The organism is Actinosynnema sp. NPDC020468, assembly GCF_040642015.1.
Classification (GTDB): domain Bacteria; phylum Actinomycetota; class Actinomycetes; order Mycobacteriales; family Pseudonocardiaceae; genus Actinosynnema.
On the sequence record NZ_JBFAEO010000005.1, the window covers coordinates 151,168 to 168,939 of the forward strand.

Consider the following 17,772-nt stretch of genomic DNA (forward strand, 5'->3'; position numbering starts at 1 on the left):
GTGCCAGACGGTGTCGCCGGCGTCACGAACCACGCGTGTGGTCTAGGCCGGACCCCGTCTGACCTGCTTACCATGCGCTTGTGACCGCAACGGGTTACCTCGTCCTGTCGATCGGCGCTCTGCTGATCGGCGGTGGGGCGTTTCTCGCGGGGCGGGCCACCGCCCGCCCGCGCGAAGAGCGCCCGACCGGCCTGACCGTCGCCGACCTGATGGGCATGATCGTCCAGTCCTCCCACGACGGCATCGTCGTCCTCAACGGTTTCGGCGACGTCGTGCTGCACAACCCGCGCGCCGAGGAACTGGGCGTGGTGCGCAACAACCGGGTGGACGACCGCGCCCGGCGCGCCGCCGAACTCGCCCGCAAGGGCAACGAGGTCGTCGCCGTCGACCTGTCCTCGCTGGAGGTCAAGGGCAGGCAGCCGCAGGCCGTGCACGCCGACGTCCGGGTCCTGGTCGAGGGTTTCGTCGTGGTCGACGCCTCCGACGAGTCCGACGCGGTGCGGCTGGAGGCGACCAGGCGCGACTTCGTCGCCAACGTCAGCCACGAGCTGAAGACGCCGGTCGGCGCGCTGGCCCTGCTCGCCGAGGCGGTGCTCGACGCCGCCGACGACCAGGAGGAGGTGCGGCGGTTCAGCGCCAAGATCATGCAGGAGGCGACCAGGCTCGGCACACTGGTCACCGAGCTGATCGCGCTGTCCCGGCTCCAGGGCGCGGAGAAGCTCCCCGAGCTGTCGCACGTGTCCGTGGACGAGGTGATCAGCGAGGCCATGAGCCGCACCAAGCTGGCCGCCGAGTCCGCCGACATCGACGTGACCACCGACGAGCCCAACGGCCTCGAGGTCGAGGGCGACCGGACGCTCCTGGTCACCGCGCTGAGCAACCTGCTCGACAACGCCGTGGCGTACTCGCCGCCCGGCAGCCCGGTCTCGGTCAGCCGCCGGCTGGTGAACGGCTACGTGGAGATCGCCGTCACCGACCGCGGCATCGGCATCGCCGAGAACCAGCAGACCCGGGTGTTCGAGCGCTTCTACCGGGTGGACAAGGCGCGCTCCCGCGCGACCGGAGGCACCGGCCTCGGTCTCGCGATCGTCAAGCACGTGGCCGCCAACCACGGCGGCGAGGTCAAGCTGTGGAGCCTGCCCGGCACCGGCTCGACCTTCACCCTGCGGATCCCGGCGCACCCCGACCGGGACGAGCCCACAGCCGATCTGCCCAAGCCGGAACTACTCAGCACGAAAGTCGGAGGAGAGCTGTGACCAGGGTGCTCATCGTTGAGGACGAAGAGAGCTTCGCGGACCCGCTCGCCTTCCTCCTGCGCAAGGAGGGCTTCACCGCCGCCCTCGCCGGCACCGGTCAGGAGGCGCTCGAGGAGTTCGACCGCAACGGCGCCGACATCGTGCTGCTCGACCTGATGCTGCCCGGCATGAGCGGCACCGACGTGTGCAAGCAGCTGCGCCAGCGCTCGGCCGTGCCGGTGATCATGGTGACCGCGCGGGACAGCGAGATCGACAAGGTCGTCGGCCTCGAACTCGGCGCGGACGACTACGTGACCAAGCCCTACTCGGCCCGCGAGCTGATCGCCCGGATCCGCGCCGTGCTGCGCCGCGGCGGCGAGTCCGAGGAGCTGCTGCCGCAGGTCCTGGAAGCCGGCCCGGTCCGGATGGACGTCGAGCGGCACGTGGTGACCGTCGACGGCGGCGAGGTGTCGCTCCCGCTCAAGGAGTTCGACCTCCTCGAGTACCTGCTGCGCAACGTCGGCCGGGTGCTGACCCGCGGCCAGCTGATCGACCGGGTGTGGGGCGCGGACTACGTCGGGGACACGAAAACCCTGGACGTGCACGTCAAGCGGCTGCGCTCGAAGATCGAGCCCGACCCGTCGGCACCCCGCCACCTGGTCACCGTGCGCGGTCTTGGCTACAAGTTCGAGAGCTGACGCACCCGACCAGGTACGGTGCACGCCGTGCGCCTAGGAGTGCTGGACGTCGGATCCAACACCGTCCACCTCTTGGTGGTGGACGCCCATCGGGGTGCCCACCCCACGCCGATGAGTTCGGAGAAGTCCGTCCTGCGGCTCGCCGAGCAGTTGGACGACGGTGGGCTGCTGACCAAGGCGGGCGCGGACCAGCTGGTCCGCGCCGTCGCCGCCAGCAAGGCCTCCGCGGTCCGGTTGGGCTGCGAGGACCTGATGGCGTTCGCCACGTCGGCCGTGCGCGAGGCGGCCAACTCCGCCGAGGTGCTCGACCGGGTGCGCACCGAGACCGGTGTCGACCTCAAGGTGCTCTCCGGCGAGGACGAGGCGCGCTACACGTTCCTCGCCGTGCGCCGGTGGTACGGGTGGTCGGCGGGCCGGCTGCTGTGCCTGGACATCGGCGGCGGCTCGCTGGAGCTGGGCGTCGGTCGGGACGAGGACCCCGAGATCGCGCTGTCCGTGCCGCTGGGCGCGGGCAGGCTGACCCGGACCAGGTTCGCGAACGACCCGCCGACCCGGCAGGAGGTCGCGGACACCGTCGAGTGGCTCGACGACCAGCTGGCGCCGGTGGTGAAGAAGCTCCGCCGGGTGGGTGAACCCGACCGGGTGGTGGCGACCTCCAAGACGTTCCGGACGCTGGCCAGGTTGACCGGCGCCGCGCCGTCGTCGGCCGGACCGCGCGCCAGACGTGTGCTCACCCACGCCGGTCTGCGTCAACTGATCGCCTTCGTGTCCCGCATGCCGGCGGACGACCTCGGCGAGCTCGAGGGCGTCAGCCCCGGTCGCTCGCACCAGCTGGTGGCCGGCGCGCTGGTCGCGGAAGCCGCGATGCGCGCCCTGTCACTCCACGAGCTGGAGATTTGCCCCTGGGCGCTCCGGGAAGGTGTCATCCTGCGCCGCTTGGACCAGACTGACGGCGCAGACCAGGACACCCCCGCGGCCCGCACCCGGCGGTCGGGTGACACTGGACGGACTGGCCGCCACGGGGCACGGTGGAGTTGATGAGTCGAGAGAGCGAGTCGGAGCAGACCCAGCGCACGGTCGCGGAGTTGCTCGCCCAGTACGGCGGCGGGTCCGGCGACCCGCAGCCGCGCAGGCGACGCCGTCGTGCCGAGGACGCGTCGGACACCGCTCCGCAGACGATCATCGACCGGGTCAACTCGGACAGCGGCCGGCTCCTGCCGATCCGCGACGAGCCGCCCCCGTCGAGCCCTCCGCCGCCTCCGCCACCGCCCGCCGCGCCGCCGCCGGGATCGCTGCCCCAGCGCCGCCGCCGGCCAGATCCGGAGCGCACCACGTTCGCCGCGCCGGTCCGGCCGGAGCCCGCGCCCGTGCCGGCCGAGCCCCTGCGCACCGACCCGCTGCGCACGGACCCGCTGCCCAGGCCGGACAACCGGGCCGAGGCGACCCGCGCCGACCTGACCCCGCCGCCCGTGCCGCCGGCGTCCTCGCGCCTGGACCCGTTCGGCGAGGCGTCCGCCCGACCCGACCCGCTGTCGGCCAGGCTCGACCCGTCCAGGTCGGACCTGCCCCGGCCGGACCCGCGCAGACGCGGCGTGCCCGACGTGGACGCGGCCGAGGAGACCCGGGTCGTGCCGCCCATCAGGGACGCCGACTACGACGAGTTCCTCGGCGAGCAGTCCCGGCCGAACCTGCCCAAACCGGCCGAGCCGACCCGCGCGAACCTGCGCCCGCCGCCGCCTCCTCCGCCACCGGTGCGCGAGCCGGTCACCGAGGTGCTGCCGCGCATCGAGGACAAGCTCAAGCCCAACGTCCCGCTGGAGTCCCTGCCGACCGAGTCGGTGCTGATCGTGCCGCCCGCGCCGCCGCGGCTGCCCGACCCGCTGCCCGGCCAGGCGCCCGAGGACTGGTTCGGCGACGACGACGAGCCCGGAGGCGGCGCGCCCGCGGGCGAGAGCACCCAGTTCCACCCCTACGTCGACCTGGACGACGAGGAGGCGGACCGGGACGACGACTACGAGCTGCCGCGCCGCGAGTTCGCCGACGAGGGCCCGGCCGGTCTGGCCGACGTGGACGAGGACGTCGAACTCGACGACGAGCCCGTCCGCCGCTCGCCCGGCAAGGAGTGGCTGGTCATGATCGGCCAGCTGGCCATCGGCGTCGTCGGCGGCGCCGCGCTGTGGCTCGGCTTCAGCTTCCTGTGGCGCACCCTCGCGCCCGCCGCGCTCGTCGTGGCGCTCGCGGTGACCGTCGGACTGGTGCTCGTGGTCCGCAAGATCCGCCGCGCCGACGACCTCCAGACCACCGTGCTCGCCGTGCTGGTCGGCCTGATCGTCACCGTGTCACCAGCGGCGATGCTGCTGGTGAAGTCTTGATCCCGGTAGGCCTGTCCACCGCCGCCGTCTGGCCGCAGCCGGCGGGCGCGGGGTTCGAGGCCGCCGCCGACCTCGGCTACGACGGCGTCGAGGTCATGGTGTGGGCCGACCCGATCAGCCAGGACGTCCGCGCGCTGCAACGCCTGTCGCGCGGCAGCGGCGTGCCGGTGCTCGCGGTGCACGCGCCGTGCCTGCTGATCAGCCAGCGGGTCTGGTCGCCGGACCCGGCCGAGCGGTTGCGCCGCAGCGTGCGCGCCGCGTCCGACCTGGGCGCGCGGACCGTCGTGCTGCACCCGCCGTTCCTGTGGCAGCGCCGGTACGCCGAGGGGTTCGCCGACCTCGTCGCCGGGCTCGAGGACGAGAGCGGGGTGCGGATCGCGGTCGAGAACATGTTCCCGGTCCGCCGCGAACTCGGCCGCGGCCGGTCGGTCCAGGTGACCGCGTTCCGGCCGTCCATCGACCCGACCGACGTCGGCCACCGCAACTACACGCTCGACCTGTCGCACGCCTCGGCCGCGTCGATGGACGCGATGGAGCTGTTCAAGCGCATGGGACCGGCGCTGACCCACGTCCACCTGGCCGACGGCAGCGGGTTGCCGAAGGACGAGCACCTCGTGCCCGGACGGGGCAACCAGCCGTGCGCCGAACTGTGCCGCGCCCTTCGCCCGTCCGGTTTCGCCGGTCAGGTCGTGCTGGAGGTCAACACCCGGCGCGCGAAGACGGCTCCCGAACGGCGCGAACTGCTCGCCGAGTCGTTGCGGTTCGCGCGGGCGCACCTGGTGTGACCCGGTCGGCCCTGGTTTAGGGTCTTGATCGTGACTCCGCTGCGCTCGTCGCTCCTCGCCGCCGCGGGCAGCGACGCGGTGCGCCGTGCGATCGCCGGATCCCGGCTCGGTGCCGCCGCGGCACGTCGGCTGACCGCCGGTCCCACCACGTCCGACGCCGTGGACGCGGCGGGCGACCTGGTCGAGGACGGATTCCGGGTCGTGGTCGAACTCCTCGGCGAGCCGGGCGCCTCGCGCGCCGCCGTCGAGCGGACCGTCCGGGAGCACCTGGCGCTGCTGGACTCGCTGCACCTGCACGGGTTGGGCGCGGACGTCGAGGTGGCCGTGACGCTGCCCGCGCTCGGGTCGGCGCTGGCCGAGCGGGTCGTGGTGGACAGCGTGTCCCGCGTGTGCGCCGCCGCCGACCAGTGCGGCACCGCGGTGACGATCGACTCCGGCGACCACACCACCGGCGACCTCGCGCTGCGGGTGCTCGCGGAGGTGCGCCGGCACTGGCCGTCGACCGGGATCGGGCTGTACGCCTCCTCGCGCGCCGCGCGGGCGCGGTGCGCGGCGTTGTCCGGCACGCGCGTCCGGCTGTCCGGCGACCGCGGCGCCGAGCCCGCCTCGGTGGCGTTCGTCGACCCGCACGAGGTGGACCTGAGCTACGTGCGCTGCGCGAACGCGCTGCTGGCCGGGTCGGGTCGGCCGGTGTTCGCCACCGACGACCCGCGGTTGACCGAGATCGTCGCCGAGCGCGCGCAGTGGTACGGGCGCGCGCCCGGTTCGTTCGAGTTCCTGGCGCGCCACGGGGTGCGCGCGACGGGGCGGCTTCGGCTCGTGGCCGAGGGGCACTCGGTTCGGGTGCGCCTGCCGTACGGCGCCGAGTGGTACGGGTACCTGGTGCGCACGCTGGTCGAACGCCCCGCGTTCGTGGCGGCTGCGCTCGTCGGCCGGTTTTAGGGAGCTCAGTGTCGTTCTCGCTTGCCAGTGCGGTCCGCCCGTTGGGTGACGGCACCTACACCGCCACCCTGCCGCCGGAGTGGACCATCGGTCCCAAGCCGCACGGTGGTTTCCTGCTGGCGCTGGCCGCCCGCGCCGCCGTCGCCTCGGCGTGCGCCGCGTCCGGGATCGCCGAGCTCGACCCGTTGGCGGTGTCGGCGCAGTTCCTGCGGGCGCCGGAGGTCGGGCCCGTGCTGGTGCGGACCGAGGTGCGCAAGGTCGGTCGGACGGCGACGGTGGTGAACGCGTCGATCGAGCAGCGGGGGCGGTCGTGCGTCGAGGTGGCGGTGACGGTCGGTCGGCTGCCGTCCGGCGGGGTGTCGTACGCGGACCTGCCCGATCTGCCGGCCGTGCCGCCGGCGGACGCCATCGACCTGGCCACGCTGGGGCCTGCCGGGGTGTACAAGCTGGGCGCGGTGTGCGAGGTGAGGTTGTCGCCGCACACGGCGGGTTTCCTGACGGGCCGCACCACGGACCCGTTGGTCCTGGACCTGTGGGTGAAACCACTGGCGGAGCGCCCGGACCCGTACTTCGCGCTGATGACGGGCGACATCTCCATGCCCGTCACCTTCAACCTGGGCCGCTTCGGCTGGTCCCCGACGGTCCAGCTGACCGCCCTCCTCCGAGCCGCCCCGGCCCCGGGCTGGCTCCGCACCCGCTTCTCCGCCCGAGCCGTCCACGGCCAGTGGTTCGACGAGGACGCCGTGGTCATCGACTCCACCGGCACCCTGATCTGCCAGGCCCGCCAACTGGCCCTGACCCCGGTGGCATGAGCAGTTCGTAGGATTGTTGAACGATCCAATCACTCAACAATCCTACGCGCGCAGTATTCACAGGTAGAATCGTCCAACAATCCCACAATCCAACGACCCAAGCCACGCCGACCGGGGACACCCCCGCTTGCACGGGGAAGACGGCCATGTCGCGGCGTACGTGGGCGACCGGCTGGCCCCCCGCGCGTGCGGGGAAGCCCCGAACTTCGCCCAGCCCGCCCCCTCGGGGTTGGGACCACCCCCGCGTGTGCGGGGAAGACGATGTAGGTGTCCTGTGCCCGGTGGGACGCCAGCGGACCACCCCCGCGTGTGCGGGGAAGACCCGGCCGTCATCACCGCATGGCCGGAGATCGACGGACCACCCCCGCGTGTGCGGGGAAGACGGATCAGTGCCGTCCCGCACGGGACGGGGTTCGGGACCACCCCCGCGTGTGCGGGGAAGACGAACGCGCCGACGACCCGGACGGGTTCTGGGCCGGACCACCCCCGCGTGTGCGGGGAAGACCCGCGCTGCTGGCCCGAGCCGGACACCGTGAGCGGACCACCCCCGCGTGTGCGGGGAAGACGTCGACCTGATCACGGTGACCGGGACGTTCCAGGGACCACCCCCGCGTGTGCGGGGAAGACGCAGCGGCGCGTCCGCGTCACCGGTCGGGGCCGGGACCACCCCCGCGTGTGCGGGGAAGACCCGAACGGGGCCAAGCCGTTCGTGAAGGTGACCGGACCACCCCCGCGTGTGCGGGGAAGACGACCCCGGTCACGACCTCGTGGGTGTGAACGTGCGGACCACCCCCGCGTGTGCGGGGAAGACACTTTCTGACGTGGCACTTTAGGGCCACCGTGGCTGGTTTTCGTTCGGTTTGCGCGAGTCGGTGCCTGCGCGGCGAGCCGTGCGTGGTGCGTCTCGGCGGGTTGCTCGATTCGGTGGCTGCACCCGGGCGAAACCCCAGGGTCGTCTCCCCCCTGCGGCCCCCTCCGTCGCCTCCCGCACCTCGCCTCCCGCCGTCGCCCCCCCAGGGGCCCGGATCGGCGCTGCCCCATTCCACCTCCTCGGCCCCGGGTAATGCGTGCGTTGGGCCGAACGGGGGCGTGGCAGGCTTGGCGCATGACGACGATTGCCGTGCTCGGGGCCGGGAAGATCGGAGAGGCGCTGCTCTCCGGGTTGTTGCAGGGCGGGCGGGCGGCGGGGGAGTTGCTCTTCACCGAGAAGCACCCCGAGCGGTCCAAGGTGTTGGCCGACGCCTACGGGGTGGAAGGGGTCGACGTCGTGGACGCGGCTCGGCGGGCCGACGTGCTCGTGGTGGCCGTCAAGCCCCAGGACATCGAGCCGTTGTTGGCGCAGCTCGCGCCCCACGTCACCGCCGACAAGCTCGTCGTCTCGCTCTGCGCCGGCCTGCCGACCGCCCTGTTCGAGGCCAGGCTGGCCGCCGGCACGCCCGTCGTCCGGGTCATGCCCAACACCCCCATGCTCGTCGGCGAGGCCATGAGCGCCATCTCCGCAGGGCGCAACGCCACCGACGCGCACCTGAACCTGGTCGAGGAACTGCTGTCCACCGTCGGCAAGGTGGCCCGCGTCCCGGAGAGCCAGCAGGACGCCGTCACCGCGCTCTCCGGCTCCGGCCCGGCCTACTTCTTCTTCCTGGTCGAGGCGATGATCGACGCCGGGATCCTGCTCGGCATCCCGCGCGACCTCGCCTCCGACCTGATCATCCAGAGCGCGGTCGGCGCGGCGACCATGCTGGCGCAGGGCACGGAGCACCCGGTGATCCTCCGCGAGGCCGTCACGAGCCCCGCCGGCACGACCATCATGGCCATCCGCGAGCTGGAGCGGCACGGGGTGCGGGCCGCGCTGCTGGCCGCCATCGAGGCCGCCCGGGACCGTTCGGTCGAGCTCGGACAGGCCCACCGAGCGGATTGATACCGCCATTGGCCGTCGCACCAGTCCCACCTGTCCCGTTACTCTCAGGACAGCACGTGCGTGTCGAACCGTCGGTGGGGAAGCCGACGGCACGACGCGTGTCGAAGGACGCGGTGAAGACGATGGCTGCGGAGGAGAAACCGATCGTCGGGGTCAAGTTCCTGACGGTCGCGGAGGTCGCGCTCGTGATGCGCGTCTCGAAGATGACGGTGTACCGGTTGGTGCACGGCGGCGAGCTGACCGCGGTACGGGTCGGCAAGTCGTTCCGGGTGCCCGAGAAGGCGGTCCACGAGTACCTGCGGAACGCCTACTTCGACGCCGGGTGAGGTGCCCCGCCGACCGCCGGGTAAAGTGGTAGGCCAGTTCGTGCCTGGTGTCGGCGCGCCCTCTTGACGGGTGTCTCCAACCGGCGCATGGAGACCACCGACGTCTAGTAGTGAAGGAACCCGCATGGGCTCGGTCATCAAGAAGCGCCGCAAGCGCATGTCGAAGAAGAAGCACCGCAAGCTTCTCCGCAAGACTCGCGTGCAGCGCAGGAAGCGCGGCAAGTAACCCCTGCGGGTTCCGCACGGCGCCGCCGGTCTCCCAGCGGGGGTCCGGCGGCGTTGTCGTGCGGGTGACCTGCGGCAGGAGTGGGACGCGGTGGACCGGGTAGCCGGTCACCGCGACTACCATCAGGCCTGTCGCAGCACCCCACCTGGAGTCGCATGGCGCCCAAGGTCGTTCTCGTCACCGGTTGCAGCCGCTTCCTCGGCGGTCACCTCGCCGCGCGCTTCGCCGCGAACCCGGACGTCGGCCGCGTCCTCGCGGTGGACACCGAACCGCCCGCGCGCGACGTGCTCCGCCGCATGGGCCGCGCCGAGTTCGTGCGCGCCGACATCCGCAACCCCCTCATCGCCAAGGTCATCGCCACCGCGCGGGTCGACACGGTCGTCCACGCGTCGGTCACGGCGAACCCGCCCGGCCCGACCGGTCGCACGGCGATGAAGGAGATGAACGTCATCGGCACGATGCAGCTGCTGGCCGCGTGCCAGAAGTCGCCGCACGTGCGCAAGCTGGTGGTGAAGTCGACCAGCGCGGTCTACGGCTCGTCCTCGCGCGACCCGGCCGTGTTCACCGAGGAGATGGGCCCGAAGGACCTGCCCTCCAGCGGCTACGCCAAGGACGCGGTGGAGGTCGAGGGCTACGTCCGGGCGTTCGCCCGCCGTCGACCCGACGTGCTGGTCAGCACGCTGCGGTTCACCAACTTCATCGGGCCGCGCATCGACACGGTGCTCACCCGGTACTTCGCCCTGCCGGTCGTGCCGACGGTGCTGGGCTACGACGCCCGCGTGCAGCTGCTGCACTCCGAGGACGCGCTGGCGGTGCTCGAACGGGCCGCGCTGCACGACCTGCCCGGCGTGTTCAACGCGGGCGGCGACGGGGTGCTGATGCTGTCCCAGGCCATCCGCCGGGCCGGGCGGGTCAACCTGCGGGTGCCGAGCGTGGCGGTGCCCGCGACCGGCCGGCTGTTCCGCAGCGCGCGCCTGGTGGACTTCTCGCCCGACCAGATGCGGTTCCTCAACTGGGGTCGGGTGGTCGACACCACGCTGCTCAAGCAGGAGTTCGGCTTCGCGCCCCGGTGGACCACGCAGCAGGCGTTCGACGACTACGTGAGCGGCCGGGCGCTGCGTCCGATGATCGACCCCGGGGTGGTGGACTCGGTCGAGGGCCGCGTCCTGGACCTCGCCGCCCGGCTGAGGAGGTAGCACGGTGCCCGAGGCCCGAGTGATCCCGTTGCACGGCGACCGCGAGCCCGAGCCGCCGAGGTTGGCCGCGGTCGAGCCCCCGGCGGCCGGACCGACCGAGTGGGAACGCCGGCTGACCGACCTGTTCGCGTTCGCCAGGCGGCGGCTGCGCGGCGAGTACGAGGTGGACGAGTTCGGCTTCGACCCCGACCTCACCGACACCCTGCTGATGCCGCCGCTGCGGCCGCTGTACGAGAAGTGGTTCCGGGTCGAGGTGTTCGGCGTGCACAACCTGCCCGTCGAGGGCGGCGCGCTGATCGTGGCCAACCACTCCGGCACGCTGCCGCTGGACGCGACCATGACCGCGTACGCGGTGCGCGCCGAGGTCGACCGGCACCTGCGGATGCTCGGGGCGGACCTGGTGTTCAAGACGCCCGTGCTGGGCGCGCTGGCCCGCAAGAGCGGTCAGACGCTGGCGTGCAACCCGGACGCCGAGCGGCTGCTGCGCGGCGGTGAGCTGGTGGGCGTGTGGCCGGAGGGCTTCAAGGGCATCGGCAAGCCGTTCAAGGACCGCTACAAGCTCCAGCGCTTCGGCCGCGGCGGGTTCGTGTCGGCGGCGTTGAACACCGGTGTGCCGATCATCCCCTGCTCGATCGTGGGCGCGGAGGAGATCTACCCGAAGATCGGCGACCTGAAGCCGCTGGCCAGGCTGTTCGGGTTCCCCTACTTCCCGGTGACGCCGTTCTTCCCGCTGCTCGGCCCGCTGGGCGCCGTGCCGCTGCCGTCGAAGTGGTACATCGAGTTCGGCGAGCCGATCCCGACCGACGTGCACGGCGAGCACGCCGCGGACGACCCGATGCTGGTGTTCAACCTGACCGACCAGGTCCGGGAAACCGTCCAGCAGACCCTCTACCGGCTGCTCACCCAGCGCCGCAACGTGTTCCTGGGCTGAGGGTTCAGGGGTTGCGCCTGCGGTAGGCCAGGCCGGCCGCCACGGCCGCGGCCAGGGCTCCCGCGCCCAGCACCGACGGGACGCCGATCTTGGCCGCCTTGCGGCCCGTGCGGAAGTCGCGGATCTCCCAGGAGCGCTTGCGGGCCACCTCGCGCAGGCCGGAGTCCGGGTTGACGGCCACCGCCGTGCCCACCACGGACAGCATCGGCACGTCGTTCACCGAGTCCGAGTAGGCCGTGCACCGGCGCAGGTTCAGGCCCTCCTTGGCGGCCAGCGCGCGGACCGCGTGCGCCTTGGCCCGGCCGTGCAGCAGGTCGCCCACCAGGCGGCCGGTGTAGATGCCGTCCGAGGACTCCGAGACGGTGCCCAGGGCGCCGGTCAGGCCCAGCCTGCGGGCGATGATCTGGGCCAGCTCCACCGGCGTCGCGGTGACCAGCCACACCCGCTGGCCCGCGTCGAGGTGCATCTGGGCCAACGCCTGGGTGCCGGTCCAGATCTTGTCCGCCATCAGCTCGTCGAAGATCTCCTCGCCGAGCGACACCAGCTCCGCGACCGAGCGGCCGGCCACGAACGACAGGGCCTGCTCGCGGGACGCCTTCACGCTCTGCGGGTCCTCGCGGCCGCCGACCCGGAACTTCAGCTGCTGCCAGGCGAACCCGACCAGGTCGGAGTTCTTGAAGTACTTGCGCGCGGCCAGGCCGCGGGCGAAGTGGAAGATCGACGCGCCCATCATCATCGTGTTGTCCACGTCGAAGAACGCGGCGGCGGTCAGGTCGGTCGTCGCGCCGGACGAGGGGTCGAGGACCGGGGCGTGCGCGATCGCGGCCTCGGCCGAGGCCTCACCGGCCAGCTCGGCGAGCCTCTCCCGTTCGGCCGTGCTCTCCACCACACGCCTCACCACGTCCGCGCCTCCCAGGGGTGTCCTGTGGGGACAAGGGTAGCGATCAGCCCACCAGGCCGGGCAACGGCAGCGGGAGGGGCAGCGGCAACGGCAGCGTGAGCCCCGGGGTTTGCGTCGGCACGACGGTGACCGGCGGCAGCGGCAACGGCAGCGAGGGCACCGGCGCCGCGGTCGTGGGCACGCCCGGACGGGTGGTCTGCGGTGCGGCCGTCGGCACGGCGCCGGGCGCGGTGGTCGCCGGGACCTGCGCCGGCGGCGCGCTGACCAGCACCGACGACGGCGCGTCGGTCGGCACCGAGGCCGAGGGCGCGGTGTACACCGGCACGCAGTCGCCGGTGGCGGGCACCGGGCCGATGTCGTCGGCGGTGCCGTCGGTGACGGTCGAGCAGTTGGCCCGCGCGCGCAGGTCCGCGGCGCGGCGGCCGATCCGGTCGAGCAGTTCGAGCGACGCGCGGGCCCGGGCGGCGGCTTCGGGCGGCAACCCGCCGCGCAGGTCCGACAGCCGCGCGGTGTGCGCGGTGGCCCAGTCCTGGAGCGCCGCGAGCGTGCGCTGGTCGGAGGCGACGCCGTAGGAGGAGAGCACCCTCGACCCGGCCGAGGCGTCGGTGTCGAAGTCGGTCAACGCGGTCAGGTAGCTGCCGAGCGGGCCGCCGCCGGAGTCGCGGTAGCGGTCGACGAGCGTGCCGATCTCGGAGACCCGCGCGGAGGCGAACTCCATCCGCTTGAAACCCTTGGACTGCTCGTCGAACGTCAGGCCGAGCGTGGCCGACTCGGCGGTCCTCTTCACGCCGTACAGCGGGTCGCCCGGCAGCGCGTCGCGGCTGAGCAGCAGGCTCATGCCGGCCAGCGAGAACACCATCAGCAGGGCCGCGGCGAGCGCGATCACCAGTCGGCCGCGCGCGCCGGAGCCGGGTCTGGCCTGGCGTGGTTTCCCGACGACCTCGAGCCTGGTGGTGACCTCCGGCGCGGCGGCCAGGATCCGGGCCCGCATCCGGGCCTTCGCGGCCTCGTCCGGTCCGCTCGTGACTGCGGACTCCCGTAGCAGGGCGACGACCGCCAGCTCGTCGGCGAACGGTGAGTCCGGACCGGTCTCGTCCGGCTGCGCGTCGACGGCGCGGGCGAAGTGCTCGCGCTCTCTGTGACGCCCTAGCGGCGTGATACCTCTGCCCACCATTCCGCAACCGTTCGCCGGGAGAACCCTGCACCGGACAACGAACCGGACCGCACCGGGGTTACGCGACCGCGTTTCACCGCAGCCACGAGGGCAGCAGCTGGGCGAGTCGGCGCACCGCGCGGTGTTGCAGGGCCTTGATGGCGCCTTCGTTGCGACCCATCCTCGCGGCCGTCTCGGCGACGGACAAGCCCTGGATGAAACGCAGCGTGATGCATTCTCGCTGGTCGTCACCGAGCTGGGCGACACACCGGAGGAGCTCGGCGTTCGTCGCGTCGGTGAGAACCTCCTGCTCAGGGCCGTCCGCGACCTCGCGGTTGTCCGCCAGTTCCGCCGTGGTGACCTCCAGCCGGTAGCGGCTGGACTTCACGTGGTCGAAGACGATGTTGCGGGCGATCGTGACGAACCACGCACCCACGTCGCGGCCCTGGTAGCTGATCGACCCGATGCTGCGCAGCGCGCGCAGGAACGTCTCGCTGGTGACGTCCTCCGCCAGGGTGCGGTCACCCACCCGGAAGAGGACGTAGCGGTAGACGACGTCGACGTACCGGTCGTACAGCGCGCCGAACGCGTCCGTGTCGCCCCCCTGGGCGGCACGGACGAGGTTCCACGGCTCTTCCGCCGCGTCGGGTTCCACGTCCTCGATCGTGCTGGACTGCCCTCCAGTGCTCCACATCGAGCGGAGCGTCCGGTTGGTTCGGACGGTGTTCGAGCGTGCCCTGGCGGTCATCGGCTCGCGGCACCTCCACAGCGTCGCCGTGCCGGCAGCATACGTGTTGTTACTCCCTAGTAGGTAACGGCTGGTGGTCTCGGGACTGCGACGGGTCCGACAGCGGTGCGTGACGCGGCATCACCGTGAAAGACTGCCCCGACGTCCGATGTGTTCACCAGGAGGTCACCTTGACCGATCCCGCACGCAACGTCGCCGACCTGGTCCGCGTGTCCGCGCACCGTGGACCCAAGCACGTCGCACTGGTGGATGTCACGACTGCGAACAGCCTCACCTGGGAGCGGCTCGACGCGGCGGTCGACGGCGAGGCCGGGAGGCTGCGCCGGGCGGGTCTGGAGCCGGGTGACCGGGTGGCGATCAGGCTGCCCACCGGCATCCCCTACTGCGTCGCGGTGTTCGGCGTGCTGCGCGCGGGCGGCGTGGTCGTGCCGACCGGTCCGGGTCAGCCCGCGCGCGAGCTGGAGCGGGTGCTCGCGGACAGCGGCGCGCGGTTCCTGGTCGCCGAGGGGGCCGACACCGGGGGACCCGCCGACGTCGAGGTGCTGCCCGTGCCCGACCTCGCGCCCGGCGAGCCGTTCGCGGACGTGCGGGGCGGCGAGGACGTCGCGGTGCTCGGCTACACCTCCGGCACCTCGGGCGTGCCGCGCGGCGTCATGCTGTCCCACCGCGCGCTGCTGGCCAACGTCGCGCAGTGCGCGGCGCTGCGCCCGGCGCCGGTGACGGCGGGCGACCGGGTGCTGCTCGCGTTGCCGCTGTTCCACGTGTACGGCCTCGGTCCGGGGTTGTTGCAGGTGGCGGGCGCCGGCGCGACGGGCGTGCTGCTGGAGCGGTTCGACGCGGACGCCGCCCTGACCGCGATCAGGGAGCACCGCGTGACCACGCTCGTCGGCGTGCCTCCGATGTACCAGACGATCCTGGCGCAACCGGCCGACAGATTGCGTGACGACCTCGCAACGGTGCGCTTGTTCACCTCCGGCGCCGCGCCGCTGCCCGCCGGCGTGCTCGACGCGCTGCGCGCCGTGGTCGGCCTCCCGGTGTACGAGGGCTACGGGCTCACCGAGACCGGTCCCGTGCTGACGTCCACGCTCGCGGGCGGCGTCGCCAAGCCCGGCTCGGTGGGCCGCGCGCTGCCCGGCGTGGAGATCGCGCTGGTGGACAGCGACGGCCGGCCGCTCGACCCCGAGGACGAGCCGGGCACCGGGCTGGTCGCGGCCCGCGGCGACAACCTCTTCTCCGGCTACTGGCCCGACGGCGCGCACGGCCCGAACCCGGACGGCTGGTTCCGCACCGGCGACGTCGGCTACCTCGACGCCGACGGCGACCTGCACCTGGTCGACCGGGCGGGCGACCTGATCATCGTCAACGGCTTCAACGTGTACCCGCACGAGGTCGAGCAGGTGCTGGCCGAGCTGCCGCAGGTCGAGGAGGCGGCGGCGGTCGGCGTGCCGGACGGGCGCACCGGCGAGAGCGTCAAGGCGGTGCTCGTGCTGCGCGCCGGCGCGGAGCTGACCGAGGACGAGGTGCGCGAGCACTGCGCGGCCAGGCTCGCCAGGTTCAAGGTGCCGGCCGCCGTCGAGTTCACCGACGCGCTGCCGCACTCGCCGACCGGCAAGCTCGCCCGCTCCCGGCTGCGGCTGCCGCGGTCCTGAGCGCGATGATGGCGGCGTGAGCCACCACGTCACCCTCGTCACCCGAGTCGACTGCCACGCCTGCGAGCAGGCGAAGGCCGATCTGGAGCGCGTCTGCGGCGAGCTGGGCGTGCCCTGGTCGACCGTGGACGTCGACTCCGACCGCGAACTGCGCGCCGAGTACGGCGACCGGGTGCCGGTGATCCTGGTCGACGGCGAGGAGCACGGGTACTGGTCGGTCGAGGAGACCAGGTTGCGAAAAGCACTCGAATGACTACGGAGTGCGCGTCCGACACGCGAACCGGATGGGCGTGGGTGTCGAATCTAGGGATATGAAGCGACGGACCGCTGCCCTGATCGGACTACTCGGCGTCGCGGCCGCGCTCGCGGCGGGACATCTGGTGGCGGGCCTGGTCGGACCCAGCGCCTCGCCGTACCTGGCGGTGGGCAACACCGCGATCGACTTCACGCCCATCCAGCTCAAGGACTTCGCGGTCCGCACGTTCGGCACCTACGACAAGCTGGTGCTGCTCTCCGGCATGGCCGTCACCATCGCCGCGCTGGCCGTGATCGCCGGGTTGCTGAGCAGGCGCAGCCCGCTGCCCGGGACGGTGTTCGCCCTCGGGCTCGGCCTGGTGGGCATCGGCGCGGTGCTCTACCGGCCGGACGTCGGCACGCTCGGCGTGCTCGCGCCGGTGGCGAGCCTGGTCGTCGGCGTCGTGGTGTTCCGGTGGCTGCACGCCGCCGCGACCGCGCACGAGCCGCTCTCCGGCGAGGGCAGGCGCAACTTCCTGATCGTGGCCGGCGCGTCCGTGCTGGCCGGTGTCGGCGGGCAGTTCCTCGGCACCAGGGTCGACGTGGAGAAGTCGCGCGCCGCGATCGGCACGCTCACCCCCGCGACCAAGGCGCCCGCGCTGCCCGCGATGGCCGACTTCAGCGCCGACGGGACACCGTCGTTCATCACGCCCAACAAGGACTTCTACCGGGTCGACACCGCGCTGAGCGTGCCGCGGGTGACCGCGGAGGACTGGGTGCTGCGGGTGCACGGCCTGGTCGACCGCGAGCTGAACCTGCGCTACGCCGACCTTCGTCAGCGCGACCTGGTCGAGCGCACGATCACCATGACGTGCGTGTCCAACGAGGTCGGCGGCCCGTACGTGTCGACGGCGAACTTCGTCGGCGTGCCGCTGCGCGACGTGCTGATGGAGGCGGGCGTCAAGCAGGGCGCCGACCAGCTGTACTCGACCAGCGTCGACGGCTGGACCGCGGGCAGCCCGGTGGACGTGGTCATGGAGGCCGAGCGCGGCGCGATGATCGCGCTGGCCATGAACGGCGAGCCGCTGCCGGTGGAGCACGGGTTCCCGGCGCGGCTGGTGGTGCCCGGGTTGTACGGCTACGTCTCGGCGACCAAGTGGGTGGTCGACCTGGAGGTCACCACGTTCGCCGCGAAGCAGGGGTACTGGTTGCAGCGGGGTTGGGGCCAGAAGGGTCCCATCAAGACCATGTCCCGCATCGACTTCCCGAAGGGGCTGGCCACCACCAAGGGCCCGAAGGTCGTGGTGTCCGGCGTGGCGTGGGCGCAGCCGACCGGGGTGGCGAAGGTCGAGGTGCGGGTGGACGGCGGTCCGTGGCGCGCCGCCGACCTGACCACCGAGGTGAACCGGAGCACGTGGCGGATGTGGAAGGCGGAGCTGGACCTACCGACCGGTGGTCACACGGTCGAGGCGCGCGCCACCGACCAGAGCGGGTTCACGCAACCGCAGGACCGGGTGGCCCCGATTCCGGACGGCGCGACGGGGTGGCACTCGATTTTCTTCACGGTCGAGTGATTTCGGTGAACCGGACGGGCGTTCGTGTCGAACGTCTTAATGACTACCGAAGCCGGTTAAACAAGGAGTGAT

General features: G+C 72.5%; 18 protein-coding genes and 1 CRISPR repeat array. Of the genes, 15 read left to right on the forward strand and 3 right to left on the reverse strand.

Annotated features, from left to right (window positions below):
- Nucleotides 1-80: 80 nt before the first annotated feature.
- The 12 genes from AB0G50_RS06625 to AB0G50_RS06680 all read left to right on the forward strand — a co-directional run bounded on the left by AB0G50_RS06625 (nucleotide 81) and on the right by AB0G50_RS06680 (nucleotide 11,441).
- Complete coding sequence (locus AB0G50_RS06625) at nucleotides 81-1,256, forward strand: ATP-binding protein (RefSeq protein WP_360103016.1); 1,176 nt, start codon at nucleotides 81-83, stop codon at nucleotides 1,254-1,256.
- The gene (locus tag AB0G50_RS06630) at nucleotides 1,253-1,933 is read left to right on the forward strand and encodes a response regulator transcription factor (protein WP_184665632.1); all 681 of its coding nucleotides are present in this window, start codon (nucleotides 1,253-1,255) and stop codon (nucleotides 1,931-1,933) included. Before AB0G50_RS06625 ends, AB0G50_RS06630 begins: the two co-directional genes overlap by 4 nt.
- A gap of 27 nt (nucleotides 1,934-1,960) precedes the next feature.
- Nucleotides 1,961-2,971, forward strand: coding sequence for a Ppx/GppA phosphatase family protein (locus AB0G50_RS06635; RefSeq protein WP_360103018.1), 1,011 nt, complete (start codon nucleotides 1,961-1,963; stop codon nucleotides 2,969-2,971).
- Nucleotides 2,971-4,305: a hypothetical protein gene (locus AB0G50_RS06640; protein WP_360103020.1), complete on the forward strand. Its 1,335-nt coding sequence runs from the start codon at nucleotides 2,971-2,973 to the stop codon at nucleotides 4,303-4,305. The genes AB0G50_RS06635 and AB0G50_RS06640 overlap by 1 nt, the downstream gene beginning before the upstream one ends.
- The gene (locus tag AB0G50_RS06645; RefSeq protein WP_360103022.1) at nucleotides 4,302-5,090 is read left to right on the forward strand and encodes a sugar phosphate isomerase/epimerase family protein; all 789 of its coding nucleotides are present in this window, start codon (nucleotides 4,302-4,304) and stop codon (nucleotides 5,088-5,090) included. Before AB0G50_RS06640 ends, AB0G50_RS06645 begins: the two co-directional genes overlap by 4 nt.
- Nucleotides 5,091-5,120: 30 nt before the next feature.
- Nucleotides 5,121-6,032: a proline dehydrogenase gene (locus AB0G50_RS06650; protein WP_360103024.1), complete on the forward strand. Its 912-nt coding sequence runs from the start codon at nucleotides 5,121-5,123 to the stop codon at nucleotides 6,030-6,032.
- A gap of 8 nt (nucleotides 6,033-6,040) precedes the next feature.
- Nucleotides 6,041-6,844 (forward strand): thioesterase family protein, encoded by an 804-nt coding sequence (locus tag AB0G50_RS06655; RefSeq protein WP_360103026.1) that lies wholly within the window; start codon nucleotides 6,041-6,043, stop codon nucleotides 6,842-6,844.
- 171 nt (nucleotides 6,845-7,015) lie between these two features.
- A CRISPR array of direct repeats spans nucleotides 7,016-7,655; the repeat unit is 28 nt; unit sequence GGACCACCCCCGCGTGTGCGGGGAAGAC.
- A gap of 294 nt (nucleotides 7,656-7,949) precedes the next feature.
- A complete protein-coding gene (gene proC / locus AB0G50_RS06660; protein WP_360103028.1) occupies nucleotides 7,950-8,762 on the forward strand; it encodes a pyrroline-5-carboxylate reductase in 813 nt (270 codons plus the stop codon).
- 122 nt (nucleotides 8,763-8,884) lie between these two features.
- Entirely contained in the window at nucleotides 8,885-9,088 is a 204-nt protein-coding gene (locus AB0G50_RS06665; RefSeq protein ID WP_360103136.1) for a helix-turn-helix domain-containing protein, read from the forward strand.
- A 124-nt stretch (nucleotides 9,089-9,212) separates the two neighbouring features.
- Entirely contained in the window at nucleotides 9,213-9,314 is a 102-nt protein-coding gene (locus AB0G50_RS06670) for an AURKAIP1/COX24 domain-containing protein (protein ID WP_015105422.1), read from the forward strand.
- Between the two features lie 155 nt (nucleotides 9,315-9,469).
- Nucleotides 9,470-10,510, forward strand: coding sequence for an NAD-dependent epimerase/dehydratase family protein (locus AB0G50_RS06675; protein ID WP_360103030.1), 1,041 nt, complete (start codon nucleotides 9,470-9,472; stop codon nucleotides 10,508-10,510).
- 61 nt (nucleotides 10,511-10,571) lie between these two features.
- Entirely contained in the window at nucleotides 10,572-11,441 is an 870-nt protein-coding gene (locus AB0G50_RS06680) for a lysophospholipid acyltransferase family protein (protein ID WP_360103138.1), read from the forward strand.
- Between the two features lie 4 nt (nucleotides 11,442-11,445).
- Here AB0G50_RS06680 and AB0G50_RS06685 read toward each other — a convergent pair whose 3' ends face one another.
- The 3 genes from AB0G50_RS06685 to AB0G50_RS06695 all read right to left on the reverse strand — a co-directional run bounded on the left by AB0G50_RS06685 (nucleotide 11,446) and on the right by AB0G50_RS06695 (nucleotide 14,189).
- Nucleotides 11,446-12,330 (reverse strand): HAD-IB family hydrolase, encoded by an 885-nt coding sequence (locus AB0G50_RS06685; RefSeq protein WP_360103032.1) that lies wholly within the window; start codon nucleotides 12,328-12,330, stop codon nucleotides 11,446-11,448.
- A gap of 55 nt (nucleotides 12,331-12,385) precedes the next feature.
- A complete protein-coding gene (locus AB0G50_RS06690; protein WP_360103034.1) occupies nucleotides 12,386-13,516 on the reverse strand; it encodes a DUF5667 domain-containing protein in 1,131 nt (376 codons plus the stop codon).
- Between the two features lie 73 nt (nucleotides 13,517-13,589).
- Nucleotides 13,590-14,189 (reverse strand): sigma-70 family RNA polymerase sigma factor, encoded by a 600-nt coding sequence (locus AB0G50_RS06695; protein WP_360103036.1) that lies wholly within the window; start codon nucleotides 14,187-14,189, stop codon nucleotides 13,590-13,592.
- A gap of 224 nt (nucleotides 14,190-14,413) precedes the next feature.
- Between AB0G50_RS06695 and AB0G50_RS06700 the strand changes: the two genes are divergently transcribed.
- From AB0G50_RS06700 to AB0G50_RS06710, 3 genes are read left to right on the forward strand one after another with little or no spacing between them, the layout of a single operon-like run.
- Nucleotides 14,414-15,892, forward strand: coding sequence for an AMP-binding protein (locus AB0G50_RS06700; protein WP_360103038.1), 1,479 nt, complete (start codon nucleotides 14,414-14,416; stop codon nucleotides 15,890-15,892).
- A gap of 16 nt (nucleotides 15,893-15,908) precedes the next feature.
- On the forward strand, nucleotides 15,909-16,145 hold the full coding sequence (locus AB0G50_RS06705; protein WP_360103040.1) for a glutaredoxin family protein: 237 nt from the start codon (nucleotides 15,909-15,911) through the stop codon (nucleotides 16,143-16,145).
- A gap of 58 nt (nucleotides 16,146-16,203) precedes the next feature.
- Nucleotides 16,204-17,700 carry a molybdopterin-dependent oxidoreductase gene (locus AB0G50_RS06710; protein ID WP_360103042.1) on the forward strand — a complete coding sequence of 499 codons (1,497 nt, stop codon included), beginning with the start codon at nucleotides 16,204-16,206 and terminating at the stop codon, nucleotides 17,698-17,700.
- The last annotated feature ends 72 nt before the right edge of the window (nucleotides 17,701-17,772 follow it).

Coding starts and splice junctions, on each gene's coding strand:
- AB0G50_RS06690 (WP_360103034.1), bottom strand. CDS start 13,516: ATGGTGGGCAGAGGTATCACGCCGCTAGGGCGTCACAGAGAGCGCGAG.
- AB0G50_RS06710 (WP_360103042.1), top strand. CDS start 16,204: ATGAAGCGACGGACCGCTGCCCTGATCGGACTACTCGGCGTCGCGGCC.
- AB0G50_RS06695 (WP_360103036.1), bottom strand. CDS start 14,189: ATGTGGAGCACTGGAGGGCAGTCCAGCACGATCGAGGACGTGGAACCC.
- AB0G50_RS06665 (WP_360103136.1), top strand. CDS start 8,885: ATGGCTGCGGAGGAGAAACCGATCGTCGGGGTCAAGTTCCTGACGGTC.
- AB0G50_RS06670 (WP_015105422.1), top strand. CDS start 9,213: ATGGGCTCGGTCATCAAGAAGCGCCGCAAGCGCATGTCGAAGAAGAAG.
- AB0G50_RS06675 (WP_360103030.1), top strand. CDS start 9,470: ATGGCGCCCAAGGTCGTTCTCGTCACCGGTTGCAGCCGCTTCCTCGGC.
- AB0G50_RS06640 (WP_360103020.1), top strand. CDS start 2,971: ATGAGTCGAGAGAGCGAGTCGGAGCAGACCCAGCGCACGGTCGCGGAG.
- proC (WP_360103028.1), top strand. CDS start 7,950: ATGACGACGATTGCCGTGCTCGGGGCCGGGAAGATCGGAGAGGCGCTG.